Genomic DNA, 18,801 nt, shown 5'->3' on the forward strand with positions numbered 1-18,801 from the left:
GCACCGACATCCACCGGGATCGACACCGGCGAAGGCGCCATCCACGGCACCGACATCCACCGGGATCGACACCGGCGAAGACGCCATCCACGGCATCGACATCCACCAGGGTCGACACCGGCGAAGACGCCATCGACGGCACCAACATCCATCGGGATCGACACCGGCGAAGACACCGTCCACGGCACCGACATCGATCAGCCAGCAACACCGACGCCGAACCGCTCGCGCAGGTCCAGCGCTCTCAACTTCACATTCCCGGGCCCATGCCACAGCTCCAACCCTTCGCGAAGTTCAGCGCCAACCAGCTCCTGCATGTACGTGTTAATCAAGGCTGGGCGCGTATGGTTCAACAGCCGCTCAGCCGCATCTTCTCCAATGCCCAGCTTCTGCCAACAACCCCGCGCCAGTTTGCGCAGGTCATGGCTTGACCACGCACCGCCCGACAACTCAACAAACCACGCATTGGCGGCAGCGGCACTGACTTCACGCCCGGGTTCGCCAGGGAACAGGAACACACTTGGCTTGCCCTTTTGCGTCTCCCGGTGGCGTTGCAACAACTCCAGGAACGGACCCGTTAGCGGCAACACATGCTGCTGTTTGGTCTTGGTCTTGGCTGCAGGAATAATCAACACGGCCTCAGCCTCATGGAAATCCGTCCAGCGCAGGCGCCGTGTTTCACCTACCCGGGTACCGTGCATCAACATCGTCAAGGCCAGCATGCAGGCAGGCGGGTTGCGCGGGTAATGCTCCACCAGTCGCGACACCACGTCGCTCAGTTGGAAAGCATGCAAGCGGGTTTCCTTGACTTTCATCTTGCCCAGGCCGAAGAAAGTAAACCGTGCGCCCAGCAGTGGATTGACCGGCAACAACTCCAGCTCCACTGCACGGCGCAGCGCGGTATTCAGCACCCAATACACTTGCCGGATGTAAGCCGCCGAACACGTCTCACCCATCGGCGTGACCAGGAGCCGACTCAACAGCGGCAAACTCAACTCAGCCAGGGGAACGTCACGCAGGCACGGCAGCAACCGCGTTTTGATAATCGACTTGATTCCGGCCTTGCGTTCGGGCGACAGCTCACCCTTGCGTAACTGGTGATCCCGGTACCACTGCAACAGCTCGCCCGTCGTGACCAGGACGCCCGCCGACATCACCGGATGACTGCCCGCGTTCAGTTGCTCACGCAGTCGCGGATAGCGCTTCAACATGGCCGCACAATTCAGCACCGGGTAATTGCCGAACTTCTGCCACTTCCCGTTATCCTGGAACACGTCCCAGGCGCCGCGTGTGCGGTCGTGCAAATACCTCAAGCGCAAACCCTTGTGTTGATCGTCACGCAGGCAGCCAACCCCTTTATCCGCGGCCCACTTCTTGACGTTTTCGTCTGTAAACCGTGTGTACTCACGACGCCCCATAGTCCAGCCCTCGCAACAGATGGAAGACACGCGCACTAATCAACGCGCAAGCGAAGCGCGCAGGGCGAAGTCAATGGCGTGAAGCGACTGGAGCGCCATCGAACACAGCATGAGTTACCCACCCCTACGGCGCTGCGCACCTTCAGGCGTGGATAACTGCACCGAGCCAAGCAGGCTCAACCCCGCAAGCGGGGACCCCTTTCGCCCAAAGCCAAAGCAGGTCATTTCTGCCCTTAACAAAAGCAATAGCTAAAGCAATTGCGGGGGCTACGCCTTGGTATATCTAAGAAGGAGTACAGTTTCTGTACCAAGTGAACCCTTCCCATGCGTACAGTTTCTGTACCGATGGAGCCTGAAAAGAAGGCCGCCTAGACCGTCATCGGTACAGTTTCTGTACGCTGTGAGTACTGTTTCTGTACCGGGTTTTCTGCTCTTTTGAGGCTGAATTTTCGTGGTGGAGTGATGGTGGTCGAAACCTCCAGCTTGTCGCCGCATTCGTCTATTGCAAGCCAAGTGACTGCATACAGCGCACAGCAGCCACCGGGCTTGAGAAAACGCCCCTCACGAGTGCAGATGATCATGTCGCGTTCTTGCAGCTCTTTTAGGGCTTTCGATAGGGTCGATTTGCTACCGATTCCCCAAGTGTTGGCGTGGTTGAACGAGGCTGACAGGTCACCGTTGTTTCTGCCGTTGAACTGCCTAAGCAAGCACAACAAGAGTTTCATGGCGCTGCCTGAGAGTGACTTGTAGTCGTCACTATCCATCACTGCATGAGGGAGCGCGACGAATCTGCCAGTCTCCTTTCTTCCCTTCGCCTTGAGGCGACTTTGCGCCATGCCTATTCCTTGTCCGAATCGGATCGAGGTGAGGTAGCTAGGCTGGGGACATGCCAAACACCAGAACCGTTAGGGTATAGCGAACCCCAACAGCCATGGCCGTCTGGAAAGAGCAAATACCACCCGCTGTCTTGGATTGGCCGGTCGCCGTAGGCGTGGAATGGGTAAAGATTGCCATCAGGCACAGGCTCCCAATCAAGCTTCCCATGTTGAGCCTGTATAGCTTCTTTGAAGTCCATAAGGATTTGCCCTCGATCATTGTCGAAGGCCGGGAAAGGCGCGACACTCAGCGTGCTTACCACCACTTTGCGGGGGTGATTGGCACAGCCGGACGCGTCCACGTCCGGCTTTTTTATGCGTTGGCGGTTTTGCCCCGGCTCTTGTCGATTTGCTCTTGCACCCAGGCATTAACCTCATGCTCTAACCATCCAACTGCGCCACCACGGCCAAGCTGCACTTGTTGCGGGAATGTTTGGTTCAGTGCGTATTTGTAGATCGAGGCGCGGGCCAGTCCTGTCCGGTTCATAACGTCATCGATACGCATAACCCGCAGATTGTCAGTCATTGACCTGGCCTCCTGCATGGCTTCCCTTCAGACGGCGCTTGCGTGGGGTAGGATTGGGTTGGCGGGACATGAGCCGTGCCCTGAGCCATGCGTCAACCTCTTGGTCAAGCCAGGCCACAGAAACACTGTCACCGAGCCTAATGGGTTTCGGGAAAGTGCCCCTTTGCACGGATTGATAAATTGCGCTTGAGCGCAGTCCGACACGATCCATAACGTCGCGAAGTCGCAGTAAACAAATAGGGTGGCTGTCGGGGGATGTGGAATCCATGTTCGCTCCTCGCGAATTAAGAGCGCCTGATTCAGTGGGCGCCATGGATTCCAATACTATTGCTCGTTTTGAGGTTCGTGTTGCGCGTAATTATCGACCAAGTATTTACGCGCAAATGCGCCGGGCTCATCAGTAATCTCGCCCGATGTAATCATTAGGTCCCGGTGGTCACGGAACATTCGAAGCATGCTTCGTTCGAATTCGTCCAGGCGAGTGGATTCATCCCTCAAGCGCCGGGCGCCATTCGAGTGAGTAACCTTTGACTTCCATGGTTCCATGGAGGCCAAACGCTCGCACGCCCGCGTAATCGAAAACCCCTGCACTTGGAGTTCTTCGATACTCAGCGCCAACAAAGTACGAGTGCCCTGATCCCAGAGTTTATCCCTGCCACGGCACTCGGAACCGGCCAACTGGAAGCCCGGCAGGTCTAGTGCGAGTCTCCAAGACAGCGGGCAGATGTCATGAGGCTTAACACCGTGCTCATCCATTAGCAGACCCACTCGTCGCACTAGCTCGGCTATAGGCGCCTTACTCCATGTCTCATATTGCGCGGATGTATACAGCAGCGGCAGCGGCTCCAACCTGATTGGTTTGGCCAAGTCACCACTGTATTTGCGGATCATGCTTCTGCCCGCCCAAATACGCCGTGAACAACATTCACCGCTGGCGGCGTGGTAGCGAACTTTGCCCAGGCTTGCATCAGCTCGCGGCGTTTCTCCAAAAGGTTGCTGCGACTATAAGCGGCTTCGATTTTGTCGCGCTCATCATGGGCAAGCGCCAGTTCACAGACTTCACGCGGATAGTGCGTGCACTCGCTCGCCCAGGTGCGAAAGGTGGCCCGGAACCCGTGTGTTGTTATGTCTGGCAGCTCCATCGCCCGCAGTAGTGACAAGAACGCAACACGGCCCATCACGCCTGACTTTCCAGTGCCGGGAAACAGATAGGGGCTGCCAACAGTGCGCGGGATTACTCGTAGCAGTTCAACGGCTTGCTGTGGCAATGGGATGGCGAACGCCTGCCGGGTTTTCATGCGCTCGGCTGGAAGATTCCAGGTGGCAGACTCTAAATCGAATTCGTCCCACGTCGCCAAGCGAACCATGCCAGCCCGTGCGGCGGTCAGGATCACCAGTTGTAGCGCTTGAGAATCACGGTCATTGGCTGCGGCCAGCCTGCTCATGAATGCTGGAAGGTCACGCCAGAGCATTGCTGGATGATTGGTCGATTGCGTAGCCCGTTTCTTGTCTGCCCGACTTAGCAGGTTGTCCAGATGGCCGCGCCAGCGTGCAGGGTTCTCGCCAGATCGAAGGCTCAGCGCTTTGGCGGAGTCCAACACGCTTTCTATCTGGCTCCTAACCTCGCTCGCTGTCCGGGGCTTCTCGCTCCAGATCGGCTGCAAAACACGCAACACATGCTCGGTTTGAACCTGTCCGGGCGGCAATTCACCCATGACTGGATAGACGTAACGCTCCAGCTTGGAAAGCCAGCCTTTGCGCCAGCCATCGGTCACATGCAGGCAGTGGGACCGGTGGTAATCCAACGCCAGCGATTTGAACGTGACGGACTTTATTTTATCCGCCAGCCGTTGGTCTTTCTGCCGCTGCTGTTCTGCCTTGCGCTCGTCCAGTGGGTCACGGCCTTGCATGATCAGCGACCGCGCCTCCGTGGCGGCCAGTCTTGCTGCTTTAAGCTTTACGGTGGGAAATGGTCCCAAGCCCATGTCACGTCGTTTGCCGCTGAGCTGATAACGCAGCAGCCAGGACTTGCTACCGGTAGTGCTGATTACAAGGTAAAGCCCGTCGTTGTCCAGATACCGGCCTGGCTCGCTCAAATGCTCGACTTGCTTGGGGTTCAATCGGCTCATGCTATTTCCTCGTCGACTGATCCAACCCCACACGCAGCCCCACACATTTTCGTGGGATCAGGTAGATGTGGGTGGGATGCTGTAGACAAGATAATACCCGGTAAGCCCAGGAATCACTAGGTGCTGTGGAATGCTGTGGACAGTTGCGGAATATAAAAAGCCCGCCGTCGCTGCGGGCTTTTTCATGGGCGGTGCAAAACGCTTGAGCTCGACACGATCCCCTGTAGAAGTGAGCCTGCTCGCGATTGCGGTGTGTCAGGCAACATAAATGCTGAATGTCACACCGCAATCGCGAGCAGGCTCACTTCTACAAGGGAAAATCGGTGGTCTCAGGATGGGTGTCGGGAATTCCACAGGGCCAGCAACGCTGGCAGTTCGGTCAAACTGCGAATCTCGGCATCCGGAGCCTTCGGCGCTTCCCACGCTTTACCTTGCGGGTTAAACCAGATCGCCCGCAGCCCTGCCTGCTGCGCACCGGCAATGTCATCGCCTGGATGATCGCCAATGTGCACAGCCGTTTCAGGCGTTGCCTCACCACGTTGCAACGCCTCATGAAACAAGCGCGCATCCGGTTTGGCGATGCCGATGTCTTCGGCGCACAAGGCAAACTTGAAGTAGTCCGCCAGCCCTAACCGACGCACATCGGCGTTGCCATTGGTGACCACGCCGAGGGCGTAGTGTTTGGCCAGGGTTTCCAGGGTCGGCTCGACTTCCGGGAACACCTCGATCTGATGCCGCGCATGCAAAAACACTTCAAAGCTTTGGTCGGCGAGATCGTTTGCCTGGTGATCGTCGTAACCGGCTTCTTCCAGGGCGTGGAACAACACTCGACGACGCAACGCGCTGATGCGGTGCTTGAGCCCCGGTTCACTACTGAGGATCCGCTCACGAATCGCCCACAAATGCTCTACCGGTACGCCCCCAAGGTTCGGCGCATGCTCGGTCAGCCATTCACGCAGTACGGCCTCGGCGCTGATGATCACCGGGGCGGTGTCCCAGAGGGTGTCGTCGAGGTCGAAGGTGATCAATTGGATGGTCATGAGTCATCGCCTTTAATGCGTTTGGCCCGTGGATGGGCGCTGTCGTAAACCGTGGCCAGGTGCTGGAAATCCAGGTGGGTGTAGATCTGGGTGGTCTTGATGTCCGAGTGGCCGAGCAGTTCCTGCACCGCGCGCAAGTCCTGCGAGGACTCAAGCAAGTGGCTGGCAAAGGAGTGCCGCAGCATGTGCGGGTGCAGGTTTTGCCCCAGCTCCCGCTCGCCGGCCGCCTTGACTCGCACCTGAATCGCTCGTGGCCCGAGGCGTCGGCCTTGCTGGCTGACGAATACGGCGTCGTCGGCCGGGTTGGTCATCGCGCGCAGGGGCAACCACAGCTCCAGCGCTTCGCGCGCTTTCTTGCCGACCGGCAACAGACGGGTTTTGCTACCCTTGCCCAGCACTTGAACCATGCCGTCGGCCAGATCCAGCTGATCCAGATTGAGCCCGGTCAGCTCTGAAAGACGTAATCCCGAGGAATAGAACAACTCCAGAATCGCCTGATCCCGCCGCGCCAGGAAATCATCCTCCACCGCGCCCTCCAGCAGTTGCAGCGCGCGGTCGGTGTCGAGGGTTTTCGGCAGGCGGCGTTCGCCTTTGGGCGGCGCCAGGCCATTGGCCGGGTCGTGGTCGCACAGGCCTTCGCGATTCAGATAGTGATAGAGCCCGCGAACCGCTGATAACAGTCTCGCGAGGCTGCGGGACGATTGGCCCTGTGAATGCAGGCGCGCGATCAGGCTGCGCAGACGCTGAATGTCCAGCGCGGCCCAGCTGCCGATGTTCTGTTTGACGCAGAAGCCCAGCACCTTATCGAGGTCGCGACGGTAGGCGTACAGCGTATGAGGCGACACCTGCCGCTCACTGCGCAGGTGTTCGCAGTAAGCGTCCAGTTGCCGTTCCATGCTCAGCGGACCGAGCGCAGGGAGCTGTTGACCCGTGGCAGCACGCGGCCCATGACTTCGGCGATGTAGCTCAGGAACAGGGTGCCGACCGAGCTTTTGTAGTGTTGCGGATCACGGCTGGCGATGGCCAGAATACCGTGAATGCCTTGATGGCTGATCGCGACGACGGCGGTGGAGCCGATTTGCTTGCGCTGTTCTTCGCCGAACAGGAAGTCCAGTTCGTGTTCGCGCAGGCTGCCGCTGACGCTTTTATCTTCCGAGAGCAAGCCGCCGATGGTCGTTTGCGCCTCGGCGTGAGTCACCCAGCGGCCCACCGGCATCGGGTTGTCGCCCAGCAGGATCAGGCTGACAAAAGGCACCTGGAAATCCTGGCGCAAGCTGTCTTCGACGCTGATCACCACGTCTTCCAGGCTGGTGGCGTCCATCAGCGCGAGAATCAGGCGGCGGGTCTTGTCAAAGAGACGGTCGTTGTCGCGGGCCACGTCCATCAAGTGCGACAGGCGATGCCGCAGCTCGATGTTGCGGTCGCGCAGGATGGTCATCTGGCGTTCGACCAGCGAAATGGTGTCGCCGCGACGGTGCGGAATGCGCATGGCCGGGAGCAGTTCTTCGTGCTCGATGAAGAAATCCGGATGAGCCTCCAGGTACGCGGCAATCGCCGCCGCCTCAAGGCTTTCGGAAGGGGATTCGTCGGGCTGCAGGGCGGGAACCTGGGGCTTGTCGGTCATGGATTTCGCTCACTCAAAGACGCACTTGTCCTTCGTATACGCGGACTGCCGGGCCGGTCATCATGACCGGTTGGCCAGGGCCTGCCCACTCAATGGACAAGCGCCCGCCAGGCAGGTCGATCAATAGCGGCGAATCCATCCACCCCTGGCTGATCGCGGCCACTGCAGCTGCGCAGGCACCGGTGCCGCAGGCCTGGGTTTCCCCGGCGCCACGTTCCCAGACGCGCAACTGCGCACGGTTCCGGTCGATGACCTGGAGAAAACCGACGTTGACCCGCGCCGGGAAGCGCGGGTGGTGTTCGATTTTCGGCCCCAGTTCATGCACCGGTGCGTTATTGATGTCGCTGACCCGCAGCACGGCATGGGGGTTGCCCATGGACACGGCGGCCAGTTCGACGGTCGTACCCTCGACATCGAGCTTATAACTCAAGGCCTGTTCTGGCGCGTCGAATGGAATCTCGGTCGGTACCAGGCGCGGTGCGCCCATGTTGACACCAATCTGGCCGTCGCTGCGGATATCCAGTTCGATGATGCCGCTTTTGGTCTCGACGCGAATCTGCCGTTTTGCGGTCAGGCGCTTGTCGAGCACGAAGCGGGCGAAACAACGCGCACCGTTGCCGCACTGTTCCACTTCGGAGCCGTCGGAGTTGAAGATCCGATAACGGAAATCCACGTCCGGATTGCTCGGCGCCTCGACGATCAGCAACTGGTCGAAACCGATGCCGGTGTGCCGATCGCCCCATTGTTTGGCGTGCTTGGGCAGAATGTGCGCGTGCTGGCTGACCAGGTCGAGGACCATGAAGTCATTGCCCAGGCCGTGCATCTTGGTAAAACGCAGCAGCATGGGGTTACTCCGGCAGCAGGCTTTCGCCAGCAAACAACTCGGCTACCGTCTCACGGCGACGCACTTCAATTGCCTGATCACCGTCCACCAACACTTCAGCGGCGCGGCCGCGGGTGTTGTAGTTGGAACTCATGACAAACCCGTAGGCGCCAGCCGAATGTACGGCCAGCAGGTCGCCTTCTTCCAGGGCCAGCTGACGATCCTTGGCCAGGAAGTCGCCGGTTTCGCAGATCGGGCCGACGATGTCGTAGGCACGCGCCGCGGTGTCACGCGGGCGCACGGCGGTGACGTCCATCCAGGCCTGATACAGCGCCGGGCGGATCAAGTCGTTCATGGCCGCATCGACGATGGCGAAGTCTTTATGTTCGGTGTGCTTGAGGTACTCGACCTGGGTCAGCAGCACGCCGGCGTTGGCCACGATGAAGCGGCCCGGTTCGAATACCAGTGCCAGGTCACGCCCGTCGAGACGCTCGCGCACAGCCTTGATGTAGTCGCCAGCCAACGGTGGCTCTTCGTCGCGGTAACGCACGCCCAAACCACCACCGAGATCGATGTGGCGCAGGTAGATGCCGCAATCGCCGAGGCGATCGACCAGGCCCAGCAGGCGGTCGAGGGCATCGATGAAGGGTGGCAGGGTGGTCAGCTGCGAACCGATGTGGCAATCGACGCCGACAATTTCCAGGTTTTGCAGTTGCGCGGCGCGGATGTACACGTCTTCGGCGTCGGCAATGGCGATGCCGAACTTGTTCTCTTTGAGACCGGTGGAAATGTACGGGTGCGTGCCCGCATCAACGTCCGGGTTCACACGCAGCGAGATCGGTGCGCGAACGCCCAGCTCGGCGGCGACCACTTGCAGGCGTTCCAGCTCATCGGTGGATTCGACGTTGAAGCAATGCACGCCGACTTCGAGGGCGCGACGCATGTCGTCACGGGTCTTGCCGACACCGGAGAACACGATCTTGTCAGCGCTGCCGCCAGCGGCCAGCACACGTTCCAGCTCGCCACGGGAGACGATGTCAAAACCGGCGCCCAGACGCGCCAAGACATTCAGTACACCCAGGTTGGAGTTGGCCTTGACGGCAAAGCAGACCAGGTGCGGCATACCGGCCAGTGCATCGGCGTATGCCAGGTATTGGGCCTCGATGTGCGCGCGGGAGTAGACGTAGGTCGGTGTGCCGAAACGTTCGGCGATGGCCGACAGGGCCACACCTTCGGCAAACAGCTCCCCGCCACGGTAGTTAAAAGCGTCCATGGCGTTCCCTTATTGGTAGACGTCGTGCTTGTGTGCTTTGGAGACAGGCTGTTTTTGCGAGGACTTGGCCTGTTCGACAGGGTCCTGGTCTTCGTCTGGCAGATACAGCGGGCCTTTTTGACCACAGGCCGACACAAGGCAGGCAACCGCGACGAGCGCAGCAAGGGAAGAGATCAGGCGCTTCATGGCGAAATCCTTGAAAATGCGTTAATTGCGCCGGAGTATACCGGCCACCCGTCAGCTTGCCTATGCGACGGGGCTCCCGTCCGGCGGGGCTTGGCACGATGCCGGTCAGCCGGGCGCAATCCCTGTGGGAGCGAGCCGGCTCGCGAAGGCGTAGTGTCAGTCAACATTGATGTTGAATATGATGGGCCCTTCTCGAGCAGGCTCGGTCCAACAGGTTTAGTGATCACCTTGGGTCGTTATCCTTTGCAATCACCGGGGCTCGCCCGTATCTTGCGGCGCTTGAGCGTGAACAGACACTTTTTGAGGTTGCCGCAATGAGTTTGACCGAAGCCCGTTTCCACGATCTGGTCGATGCCACCCAGCAGACGCTGGAGGATATTTTTGACGAGTGTGACCTGGATATCGATCTGGAGAGTTCGGCCGGTGTGCTCACCGTCAAGTTCGAAAACGGCAGCCAGTTGATCTTCAGTCGTCAGGAACCGCTGCGTCAGCTGTGGCTGGCGGCGGTCTCCGGTGGTTTCCACTTTGACTACGACGAAGAGAGCGAGCGCTGGATGTGCGACAAGAGCGAAGAGCAGCTGGGCGAAATGCTCGAGCGCATCGTCAAGCTGCAAGCGGACGTCGAACTCGATTTCGAAGGTCTGTGAGATTGTGACCGAGCCAGCCGTCGTTCGCCCACCGAAGCCGCTCTACAGCAATGTCAGCCCGGCGGTCCCTTCGCCGTGCAGTGGTGTGTGCCGGCTGGATGAACAAAAGGTGTGCCTGGGGTGTTTTCGCCATGTCGAAGACATCCGCGAATGGCGTTCGGCCGACGATGATCGCCGCCGGGTTATCTGCGCCCAGGCGCACCAGCGCAAAACTTCCGCCTGACCCAAAACCTGTAGATACTCTGTTCACGGTCTAGCATTCAGCTTTGATGTTGTCTGACACGCCGCTATCGCGAGCAGGGTCTCCTTTGGCTCAGCTCGAAATACCCATATCGGGGCTTGGTCGCCCCTCACTTGTATATTTATTGAGCTGTGATAGTGTCCAGAAACGCCTCAACCCATCGAGGCTCGTGAAAACCCCGCCTTTTTCTGGCGGGGTTTTGCTTTTTCTGTGCAGAAGAAAGGAGTCTGCCTTAATCATGACCGCACCTTCCATCACCCTTACTCGTCTGGACGTGCAACGTCTGGAGCGCCTGATCGACAGCCTGGATGACACGCTGCCGGGCGTTATTGCGCTGCAAACCGAGCTGGACCGCGCCGATACGCTGGTCGGTCACGAAGACGTGCCTGCCGATGTCGTAACGATGAATTCCCGTGTGCATTGCCGTGAAGAAGGCAGCGGCAAGGACTATCACCTGACGCTGGTTTACCCAAAAGACGCCAATGCCGACGAAGGCAAGATTTCCATACTGGCGCCCGTCGGCAGCGCACTGCTCGGTCTCAAGGTTGGTCAACACATCGACTGGCCGGCACCCGGCGGCAAGACCCTCAAGCTGACGTTGCTGGAAGTCGAATCACAGCCGGCCAATGGCGGCGACTTCCCGGAGTAACGCTCCTCAGACCTGTTCGAGCGCCTCGTTCAACGAGCGCTCCAGGTCAGCCTTGTAACGCAGATACAGATTGCTTGAACTCTGACCGTCACCGAGCAGGCCCGAGAGGTCGAGGTCGGTGATGTAACAGCGATAGCGCTCGGTCTCGCGGCGTTGCTCGACGATCTCTTGCGCGACCACGCTGAACAGTTGGTCGCCATGTTCCAGCTCTGAAAACTCTCGCTGATTGCAATACAGCGTCACCTGTACCTCGCCCGGCGCGGCTTTGCCGATGATGGCCTGCACGTCGTAGAACGGTTTGTTGACTGGCGTTTGCGGCGCTGGCCGCGTTTCTACCCGGCGCGCGCGCCCGGAGCCGGACGGCAGCAGTTGGTAGTACAACGTGTCCAGGGTCAACGGCTGCGCGGTATCCATCGGCAACAAGGCATCGCGCCGGTACTGGATCGATTGCAGGAAGCGTTGCAACGGCACCAACAGGCTTTGTTCGTCGTGATAGGGCAGGCGTTGTTGCCACAGCGCATTGAGCTCATCCAGCACGTAGAGATCAGCCTGATCCTCATTGATTCTGTAGAACACCTGAATGCACTCGGGCTGGCCCATCGGCAGGATCAGCGCGAGGTCGTGGTCTTCCAGCGCCATCGGGTCCAGGTGCAGCGGGCTGTAGCCTGTCAGTTCCTCACCCAGGTAATCAATCAGCGCCGGCAAGGTGGCGATGGCGACGTGGTTGACCTGGCCCGGCACCAGTTCCAGCACGTGATAGTGCTGCTGGACCTGGATCAGGTAACGGTGATTGAGGTTGCTTAACAGCAGGTTCTGCGCGGAGTCGATCACCTCTTCTACCCGGCGGGCAATGAATTGCGCACGGTTATGGCAGAAGCACCGAACCCGCAGCTTGGGCTGCTGTGGCCCGCTCGGCAGGTTGTTGAGGTAGGCGCGCAGGCAGTCGAGCAGGGCATGGGGGCCGTCGTAGCGGCTGACCAGCACTTCGTTCCAGCTGTTGAGCGTGACCTGGTCCAGCGTCAGCACCAGGTTCTCGCGAACCCCGGCATAGCTCAGCGAGTCGGTGCGCTCGGTGGTCATCAGGATGTTTAAATCGCGATGGTGCTTGAGCGGGTCGACGCCAACGTTCACGAGGATCAGCACCTCGCTCGGTACGCTGGCGCGCAGCAAGGGTTCTTCCGCGACGGTGGTCAGGGGCAGGGCAATGCTCTGTTGCAGGCTGCCGAGCAGGTTGAACAGTTCGAACTCGCTCAAATCGCTGGTGCCTGGGTGCAAGGCCAGCCGCGTGCTGCTGTCGATCACGCCATTACGGTGGCACCAGGTCAGGAGTTCCAGCAATTGGCGGCTGCGCTTGATCGGCGCGAAATGTTCCCACTCGTGGGCTGCCAGGCTGCCGTTGTACAAGCCCCACTGGGTTTGCCCGGGTTCTTTCTTGTTGGGCGCCTGCACCAGCGTCAGCGTGTCTTCGGCCAGGTCCGGGGCGATGCCCGGGTTGATGAATTCGACCTTGTCAGCCTTGCGCTCGAAGGCCGCGTACAACCGGCGACCCAGCACGTTGAGGTCGCGCTTGTTGATCAGGCTGACGGTGTCTTCGGTGCGGGCGAACTGGGTCAGGAAGCGGTAGCTGTAGTTCAACTCGTTGACCAAGGCGCGACGTTCGGCGCTGACCTGGCGGACTTTCCACTGGCTGCGGCTATCGAGCAGCGCCAGTTGCCGCTGATCCCAGCCCCATTCCTGGGCCAGTCGCTCAAGCAATGAACGCTGCCAGCTCTGGGTGCGGGTGTTGCCGGTCAGTTTGCGATTGACCTTCAGGTACAGCGCGCGGCGCACCAATTCCAGCCGTTCCGGCTCGCCCCGGGCCTTGAGGTATTCCTCGATGCGCCGGTAGACCACGATGTACGGGTCCAACTCGTCGAGGTCCAGTTGATTGGCGAAAACGGCTTGCTTGAAGCGCAGGCTCAGGCAATGAACCTTGGGGTGCTCGCTGGCGTAGACCTCGGTCAGCAGCAGCTTGAGTACGGACTTGTAGGGCGACTCGATGCCCTTGAACAATTGCCAGAGCCCGGCGCCGATGAACTCCCCCGGCGGTATGAATGCCAGATGCCCCAGGTCCAGGCTTTCGTCGGCACGGATGAAGCGTTTGGACAGCAGCGTGTGGGTGTAGCGGTCGTAGGCGGACTCTTCATAGACTGGCACCAGCCACCAGATCGGCGTGCGGCCGGCCAGCCAGATGGCGGTGCGGTAGAACTCGTCCAGCAGCAGGTAGTGCTGGGTGGTGCCGCAGTCTTCGGAGCTCAACTGGGTGTCGCGCTCACCGAGCACGAAGCGCGTCGGGTCGATCAGGAAGAAATGCGCCTCGGCGCCTTGGCTTGCGGCCCAGACCTCCAGCAGCTGGCACTTTTTACGCAGCTCCGCGAGCTCGCTTTCGCCGAGGTCCGGCGCGTGGCAGACCCAAACGTCCATGTCGCTTTGATCGGCTTGAGCCAGCGTACCCAGGCTGCCCATTAGGAACAGGCCGTGGATCGGTCGCGGCGGATTGCTGCCATGGCGCGGCTTGTAAGAGAACGAGCGGGTCAGGCGCTGGGCTTCAGCGAGGGCATTGGCGTCCGGCTCGAAGTTCGACAGCCCGGCCGGCGTAGCGCCGGAAACATACCCGGGCAATAACGGATGATTGACGTGGAAAAACAGCGGTAGCAGCGTCAGCACCGTTTGCTGGCGGGTCGACAACCCTTCCATGGCCCGGGCCATGCGGCCTTCATTGAGTTTTAGAAAGCGTGCGCGCAGTTGGCTGAGAACCTTGCGGTCGATTCCCTCGTCCAGATCGGGGCGGATTTCATGGGTGCGGGTCATGTCAGCTCAAACCGGCTCGCGAGGCTCGGACGTGGGGGCGGCGGATGAGGGGCAGTTTAGCGCCTCGGGCCCGCCACCTTTAAGCTGAATTTGTATTTTTGACGTCAGATTTTTATCGCGAGGCGACAGCAGGCCGCCGGGTTTGCCCGCGGAAATCCCGTGGCAGGGGTTTCCGTGGGCGAAGCGGTGATCTCAGGCAGTTTCTCGGACGTTCAGAATGGTCAGCAGCGTTTGCACGTTTTGCGCGGCGTCACGCCCCAGGCTGGTCAGGTAACCGCCATCGGGCTGGTCGATCAGTTCCTTTTCAAACAGGCGTTGGGCGGCGGCAATGGCTTTCGGGGCAGCGGTCTGATGAATTTTCAAACCTTCCTGGGAACTGTCCAGGTTGAAGAGTGCGAGGATTTCCAGTTCGGCAACCAACTCAGGGGTAAGCGACATAAGGACTCCAGACTTTCTAGGAATTGGACGACAGCGCCCCTAAGGTGAGCCCACTCGTGCGGCATGTCCAGTGCCTGCATCAGGGTTTTTTCACCTCGGGAAGCATTCCCCGGCGGCTGGTGCGGCAGCGGGGTGCGTACCAGTGTAGTCAGGGCATGGGGGAAGGCAGGATGGATGGGTGACAATTTGTGTAGGAGCGGATTGCCCGCTCCCGCATGGTGTTCGCTTACTTCTTTTCCGGCGGCAATTCCGGCAGCGCACGCAGCGCTGTTTCGTACCATTCGGTGTTGAACGCGCGGTCTTCTTCCAGGATCGCGTCGATTTCTACCGCTAACACGTGAGCCATCATGTTGAGGATTTCTTCACGTTCGTAACCCACCAGGGTCAGCTTGTTGAAGGTGGCCTTGGCCGCTGGCGGGTTGTCGCTTTCGATCTGGTTTTCGATGGCTTCGATCAGGGTGGTTTCGGTAAATTCTTCTTCGTCGCTATCGATGTCGATTGGCTCGCTCATGGCAGGCTCCTCAAGTTAAGGCGGCCAGTTTACCTGCATTCAGCGCTGTGATGCTGCTGGCAAGAATCGCTTCGGCGTTCTATAAAACAGGACTGCCAACCCCGCACGGCCTGGAGGCTTTGTGATGCTCAAGCTTTATGGATTTTCCGTCAGCAACTACTACAACATGGTGAAACTGGCGCTGCTGGAGAAGGGACTGCCGTTCGAAGAAGTGCTGTTTTACCCTGGCCCGAGCCCGGAAGCGCTGACCATCAGTCCGCGCGGCAAGGTGCCAGTGCTGGGCGTCGAACAGGGTTTCGTTAATGAAACCGCCATCATTCTCGAATACATCGAACAAAGCCAGAAAGGCACTCCTCTGTTGCCAAGCGATCCTTTCGAGCGCGCCCAGGTGCTGGCGCTGGCCAAGGAAATCGAGCTGTACATCGAGTTGCCGGGGCGCATGTGCTACGGCGAGGCGTTTTTTGGCTCGCCAGTGCCAGAGGCAATCAAGGACAGGACCAGGTCCGAGTTGCTGCTGGGGTTCGCCTCGCTGGCGCGACACGGCAAGTTCGCCCCTTATGTGGCGGGTGACAGCCTGAGCGTTGCCGATCTGTATTTCCTGTATAGCGTGCCATTGGCCGCTGCGGTGGGGCAGAAGTTGTTTGGCCTGGATTTGTTGGCCGAGATGCCAGAAGCCAAGGCGCTGCTGGAGCGTCTGGAGGCGAATCCGAATGTGCAGAGGATTGCTGCGGACAAGGAAGCGGCGATGCCAGCGTTTATGGCGATGATCGCGTCCAAGAAATGAAATTTGTAGCGTTCTGAAGTCAGTCATCGTCGGAGCGCCGCCCGGAGCAAGCTCGCTCCCACAGTGGAAAGTGCTGAACACACCGGGCCACTGTGGATGCGAGCCGGCTCCGGGCGGCGTTCCGACGAAGCTTTTAGCGGCTGGCGAGCAACGCCTGGCCGCGAACCACTGCCTGCTTGACCTGTGCTGGCGCAGTGCCGCCGATATGGTCACGGGCATTCACCGAGCCTTCCAGGGTCAGCACGGCAAACACGTCCTGATCGATCTGGTCGCTGAATTTACGCAGCTCTTCCAGGCTCATTTCCGCCAGGTCCTTGCCGTTTTCCACACCGTACTTCACCGCATGGCCAACAATTTCGTGGCAGTCACGGAACGGCAGGCCACGGCGCACCAGGTAGTCGGCCAGGTCGGTGGCAGTGGAGAAACCGCGCAGCGCCGCTTCGCGCATCATCGCGTGCTTGGGTTTGATCGCCGGGATCATGTCGGCAAAGGCTCGCAACGAGTCGCGCAGGGTATCGGCGGCGTCGAACAGCGGCTCTTTGTCTTCCTGATTGTCCTTGTTGTAGGCCAACGGCTGGCCCTTCATCAAGGTCAGCAGGCCCATCAGTGCGCCGAAGACGCGGCCGGATTTGCCGCGAACCAGTTCCGGCACGTCCGGATTTTTCTTTTGCGGCATGATCGAGCTGCCGGTGCAGAAGCGGTCTGGCAGATCGATGAACTGGAATTGCGCGCTGGTCCACAGCACCAGCTCTTCGGAGAAGCGCGACAGGTGCATCATCGCGATGCTGGCCGCCGAGCAGAACTCGATGGCGAAGTCGCGATCGGACACGTTGTCCAGCGAGTTGCCGCCGACGGCGTCGAAGCCCAGTAGCTGCGCGGTGTATTCGCGGTCGATCGGGTAGGTGGTGCCCGCCAGCGCAGCGCTGCCCAATGGCATGCGGTTGGTACGCTTGCGGCAGTCGACCAGACGCTCGTAGTCGCGGCTGAGCATTTCGAACCAGGCCAGCATGTGGTGCCCGAAAGTCACGGGCTGTGCGGTTTGCAGGTGAGTGAAGCCGGGCATGATGCTGCCAGCTTCGCGCTCTGCCTGCTCCAGCAAACCTTTTTGCAGGCGGGTGATTTCGCCGAGGATCAGGTCGATCTCGTCACGCAGCCACAGGCGGATATCGGTGGCAACCTGGTCGTTACGGCTACGGCCGGTGTGCAGCTTCTTGCCAGTGACGCCGATGCGATCGGTCAGGCGCGCCTCGATGTTCATGTGCACGTCTTCGAGGTCGATGCGCCAGTCGAACTGGCCGGCCTCGATTTCACCCTGGATGGTGTTCAGGCCATCAATGATGCTGTCGCGCTCGGCATCGGTCAGCACGCCGACCTTGGCCAGCATGGTGGCGTGGGCGATCGAGCCCATGATGTCGTGGCGATACAGGCGCTGGTCGAAAGTGACGGAGGCGGTGAAGCGGGCGACGAAGGCGTCGACGGGTTCACTGAAGCGGCCGCCCCAGGACTGATTGGTCTTGTCAGTGCTCATGAATTCGCTCGTATCGGCTGGAGAAAAGTGACGTTGAAAGCTGTCGCGGATAATAACAGGGTTGCCAATCCTGTCGCTGACACTGGTCGATACGTTTTTTTCTTATTGCGCGGTCCATACTCAAGGTGAGCCTTCGGGAAATTGCGCAACGATATTTTTCATTTGAGCAATAACGTCCCGGCAACCGTCTACAGTTGGACAGTAGGATCACCGCACTTTCTGGTGCGATTACTGACTATAAGAAGAGGGGGTGTTCATATTGTGTATCGGCAAACCCTACGGCGATCCCTCGCCAACGCGGGCCAGAGCCTCCAATCACGCGGCAGTTGAAAATTTAGCCGCCGATTTCGCGGCACTTTTTGGCCCTCGCGCTAGTCTTAGCGTGGATCGCGGTGACGGACGTCACTTCACCTGTCTACGTTATCCTTGTGCGAGACTCACGCAGGAATCCAGCGCAATATGAATGTCCTGATCGTTGATGACGAACCCTTGGCCCGCGAGCGCCTGAGCCGAATGGTCGGCGAACTCGAGGGATACAGTGTCCTGGAGCCGAGCGCCACGAACGGCGAAGAGGCGTTGGCACTGATCGACAGCCACAAGCCGGATATCGTGTTGCTCGATATCCGCATGCCAGGCCTTGACGGCCTGCAAGTGGCTGCGCGGTTGTGCGAACGCGAAACTCCGCCCGCTGTGGTGTTTTGTACAGGACCCGATGAATTTGCCGTGGAAGCCTTACAGGCCAGCGCCGTAGGCTATGTGGTGAAACCTGTGCGTACTGAACATCTTCACGAAGCATTGAAAAAAGCCGAGCGCCCCAATCGTCTCCAGCTCGCCGCCCTGACGCGTCCCGCCGCCGAAAGTGGTAGCGGACCGCGTAGCCACATCAGTGCACGAACCCGAAAGGGTATCGAGCTGATCCCACTGGATCAGGTGGTCTACTTCATTGCCGACCACAAATACGTGACCTTGCGCCATGAAAGCGGCGAAGTGTTGCTGGATGAACCGCTCAAGGCCCTTGAGGACGAATTTGGTGACCGATTCGTGCGTATCCACCGCAACGCCCTGGTCGCCCGCGAGCGTATCGAACGCTTGCAGCGCACACCTCTGGGGCATTTTCAGCTGTTCCTCAAAGGTCTGAACGGCGACGCATTGATCGTCAGCCGACGCCATGTGGCCGGCGTGCGCAAGATGATGCAGCAGCTTTAATTCGCCGTTCACAGGGCGAACTTCACACCCGCTTGCCGCACATACAGGCCAGG

At 59.7% G+C, this 18,801-nt stretch carries 20 protein-coding genes and 1 pseudogene; 6 read left to right on the plus strand and 15 right to left on the minus strand.

What is annotated here, in order from left to right; genetic code table 11:
* Positions 1 to 197 precede the first annotated feature (197 nt).
* From D882_RS01000000131555 to D882_RS1000000132455, 11 genes are all read right to left on the minus strand, one after another.
* Positions 198 to 1,418 carry a tyrosine-type recombinase/integrase gene (locus D882_RS01000000131555; RefSeq protein ID WP_050590260.1) on the minus strand — a complete coding sequence of 407 codons (1,221 nt, stop codon included), beginning with the start codon at positions 1,416 to 1,418 and terminating at the stop codon, positions 198 to 200.
* Positions 1,419 to 1,786: 368 nt separating this feature from the next.
* Positions 1,787 to 2,254 carry a hypothetical protein gene (locus D882_RS0128670; protein WP_027926399.1) on the minus strand — a complete coding sequence of 156 codons (468 nt, stop codon included), beginning with the start codon at positions 2,252 to 2,254 and terminating at the stop codon, positions 1,787 to 1,789.
* A 352-nt stretch (positions 2,255 to 2,606) separates the two neighbouring features.
* Positions 2,607 to 2,819: an AlpA family transcriptional regulator gene (locus D882_RS0128675; RefSeq protein WP_027926400.1), complete on the minus strand. Its 213-nt coding sequence runs from the start codon at positions 2,817 to 2,819 to the stop codon at positions 2,607 to 2,609.
* Positions 2,812 to 3,132, minus strand: a complete 321-nt coding sequence (locus D882_RS1000000132450) for a helix-turn-helix transcriptional regulator (RefSeq protein WP_371258967.1) — start codon at positions 3,130 to 3,132, stop codon at positions 2,812 to 2,814. The genes D882_RS0128675 and D882_RS1000000132450 overlap by 8 nt, the downstream gene beginning before the upstream one ends.
* 574 nt (positions 3,133 to 3,706) lie before the next feature.
* Positions 3,707 to 4,948, minus strand: a complete 1,242-nt coding sequence (locus D882_RS0128690) for a site-specific integrase (RefSeq protein ID WP_027926402.1) — start codon at positions 4,946 to 4,948, stop codon at positions 3,707 to 3,709.
* A 329-nt stretch (positions 4,949 to 5,277) separates the two neighbouring features.
* A complete protein-coding gene (locus D882_RS0128695; RefSeq protein ID WP_027926403.1) occupies positions 5,278 to 5,988 on the minus strand; it encodes an HAD family hydrolase in 711 nt (236 codons plus the stop codon).
* Positions 5,985 to 6,884: a tyrosine recombinase XerC gene (gene xerC, locus D882_RS0128700; protein WP_008040629.1), complete on the minus strand. Its 900-nt coding sequence runs from the start codon at positions 6,882 to 6,884 to the stop codon at positions 5,985 to 5,987. Before xerC ends, D882_RS0128695 begins: the two co-directional genes overlap by 4 nt.
* Before the next feature lie 2 nt (positions 6,885 to 6,886).
* Complete coding sequence (locus D882_RS0128705) at positions 6,887 to 7,612, minus strand: DUF484 family protein (RefSeq protein WP_027926404.1); 726 nt, start codon at positions 7,610 to 7,612, stop codon at positions 6,887 to 6,889.
* 13 nt (positions 7,613 to 7,625) lie between these two features.
* On the minus strand, positions 7,626 to 8,456 hold the full coding sequence (gene dapF / locus D882_RS0128710) for a diaminopimelate epimerase (RefSeq protein ID WP_027926405.1): 831 nt from the start codon (positions 8,454 to 8,456) through the stop codon (positions 7,626 to 7,628).
* A gap of 4 nt (positions 8,457 to 8,460) precedes the next feature.
* On the minus strand, positions 8,461 to 9,708 hold the full coding sequence (gene lysA / locus D882_RS0128715) for a diaminopimelate decarboxylase (RefSeq protein WP_027926406.1): 1,248 nt from the start codon (positions 9,706 to 9,708) through the stop codon (positions 8,461 to 8,463).
* Between the two features lie 9 nt (positions 9,709 to 9,717).
* The gene (locus D882_RS1000000132455; protein ID WP_032833701.1) at positions 9,718 to 9,894 is read right to left on the minus strand and encodes a lipoprotein; all 177 of its coding nucleotides are present in this window, start codon (positions 9,892 to 9,894) and stop codon (positions 9,718 to 9,720) included.
* A gap of 314 nt (positions 9,895 to 10,208) precedes the next feature.
* On the opposite strand from D882_RS1000000132455, the gene cyaY reads away from it, so the two are divergent.
* From cyaY to rnk, 3 genes are all read left to right on the plus strand, one after another.
* Positions 10,209 to 10,541, plus strand: a complete 333-nt coding sequence (cyaY, locus tag D882_RS0128725) for an iron donor protein CyaY (protein ID WP_027926407.1) — start codon at positions 10,209 to 10,211, stop codon at positions 10,539 to 10,541.
* A gap of 4 nt (positions 10,542 to 10,545) precedes the next feature.
* The gene (locus tag D882_RS0128730) at positions 10,546 to 10,764 is read left to right on the plus strand and encodes a DUF1289 domain-containing protein (RefSeq protein ID WP_027926408.1); all 219 of its coding nucleotides are present in this window, start codon (positions 10,546 to 10,548) and stop codon (positions 10,762 to 10,764) included.
* Between the two features lie 256 nt (positions 10,765 to 11,020).
* The gene (rnk, locus tag D882_RS0128735) at positions 11,021 to 11,431 is read left to right on the plus strand and encodes a nucleoside diphosphate kinase regulator (protein ID WP_027926409.1); all 411 of its coding nucleotides are present in this window, start codon (positions 11,021 to 11,023) and stop codon (positions 11,429 to 11,431) included.
* A gap of 6 nt (positions 11,432 to 11,437) precedes the next feature.
* Here the strand turns inward: rnk and D882_RS0128740 are convergent, their stop codons facing one another.
* The 3 genes from D882_RS0128740 to D882_RS0128750 form a co-directional block, all read right to left on the minus strand.
* The gene (locus D882_RS0128740; RefSeq protein ID WP_027926410.1) at positions 11,438 to 14,281 is read right to left on the minus strand and encodes a class I adenylate cyclase; all 2,844 of its coding nucleotides are present in this window, start codon (positions 14,279 to 14,281) and stop codon (positions 11,438 to 11,440) included.
* Between the two features lie 192 nt (positions 14,282 to 14,473).
* The gene (locus tag D882_RS0128745; protein ID WP_027926411.1) at positions 14,474 to 14,719 is read right to left on the minus strand and encodes a TIGR02647 family protein; all 246 of its coding nucleotides are present in this window, start codon (positions 14,717 to 14,719) and stop codon (positions 14,474 to 14,476) included.
* A 226-nt stretch (positions 14,720 to 14,945) separates the two neighbouring features.
* Positions 14,946 to 15,230: a hypothetical protein gene (locus tag D882_RS0128750; RefSeq protein WP_027926412.1), complete on the minus strand. Its 285-nt coding sequence runs from the start codon at positions 15,228 to 15,230 to the stop codon at positions 14,946 to 14,948.
* Positions 15,231 to 15,354: 124 nt separating this feature from the next.
* On the opposite strand from D882_RS0128750, the gene D882_RS0128755 reads away from it, so the two are divergent.
* Complete coding sequence (locus tag D882_RS0128755; protein ID WP_027926413.1) at positions 15,355 to 16,014, plus strand: glutathione S-transferase family protein; 660 nt, start codon at positions 15,355 to 15,357, stop codon at positions 16,012 to 16,014.
* A gap of 133 nt (positions 16,015 to 16,147) precedes the next feature.
* Here the strand turns inward: D882_RS0128755 and argH are convergent, their stop codons facing one another.
* On the minus strand, positions 16,148 to 17,542 hold the full coding sequence (gene argH / locus D882_RS0128760) for an argininosuccinate lyase (protein WP_027926414.1): 1,395 nt from the start codon (positions 17,540 to 17,542) through the stop codon (positions 16,148 to 16,150).
* A 346-nt stretch (positions 17,543 to 17,888) separates the two neighbouring features.
* Between argH and D882_RS1000000133660 the strand changes: the two are divergent.
* Positions 17,889 to 18,005: pseudogene (locus tag D882_RS1000000133660) on the plus strand (sensor histidine kinase); the annotation flags it as partial.
* Positions 18,002 to 18,748, plus strand: a complete 747-nt coding sequence (locus D882_RS0128765) for a LytTR family DNA-binding domain-containing protein (RefSeq protein ID WP_027926415.1) — start codon at positions 18,002 to 18,004, stop codon at positions 18,746 to 18,748. The pseudogene D882_RS1000000133660 and the gene D882_RS0128765, both read left to right, overlap by 4 nt.
* Positions 18,749 to 18,801 lie beyond the last annotated feature (53 nt).

Origin of the sequence: Pseudomonas sp. URMO17WK12:I12, from assembly GCF_000514395.1 — a bacterium.
Classification (GTDB): Bacteria; Pseudomonadota; Gammaproteobacteria; order Pseudomonadales; family Pseudomonadaceae; genus Aquipseudomonas; species Aquipseudomonas mucoides.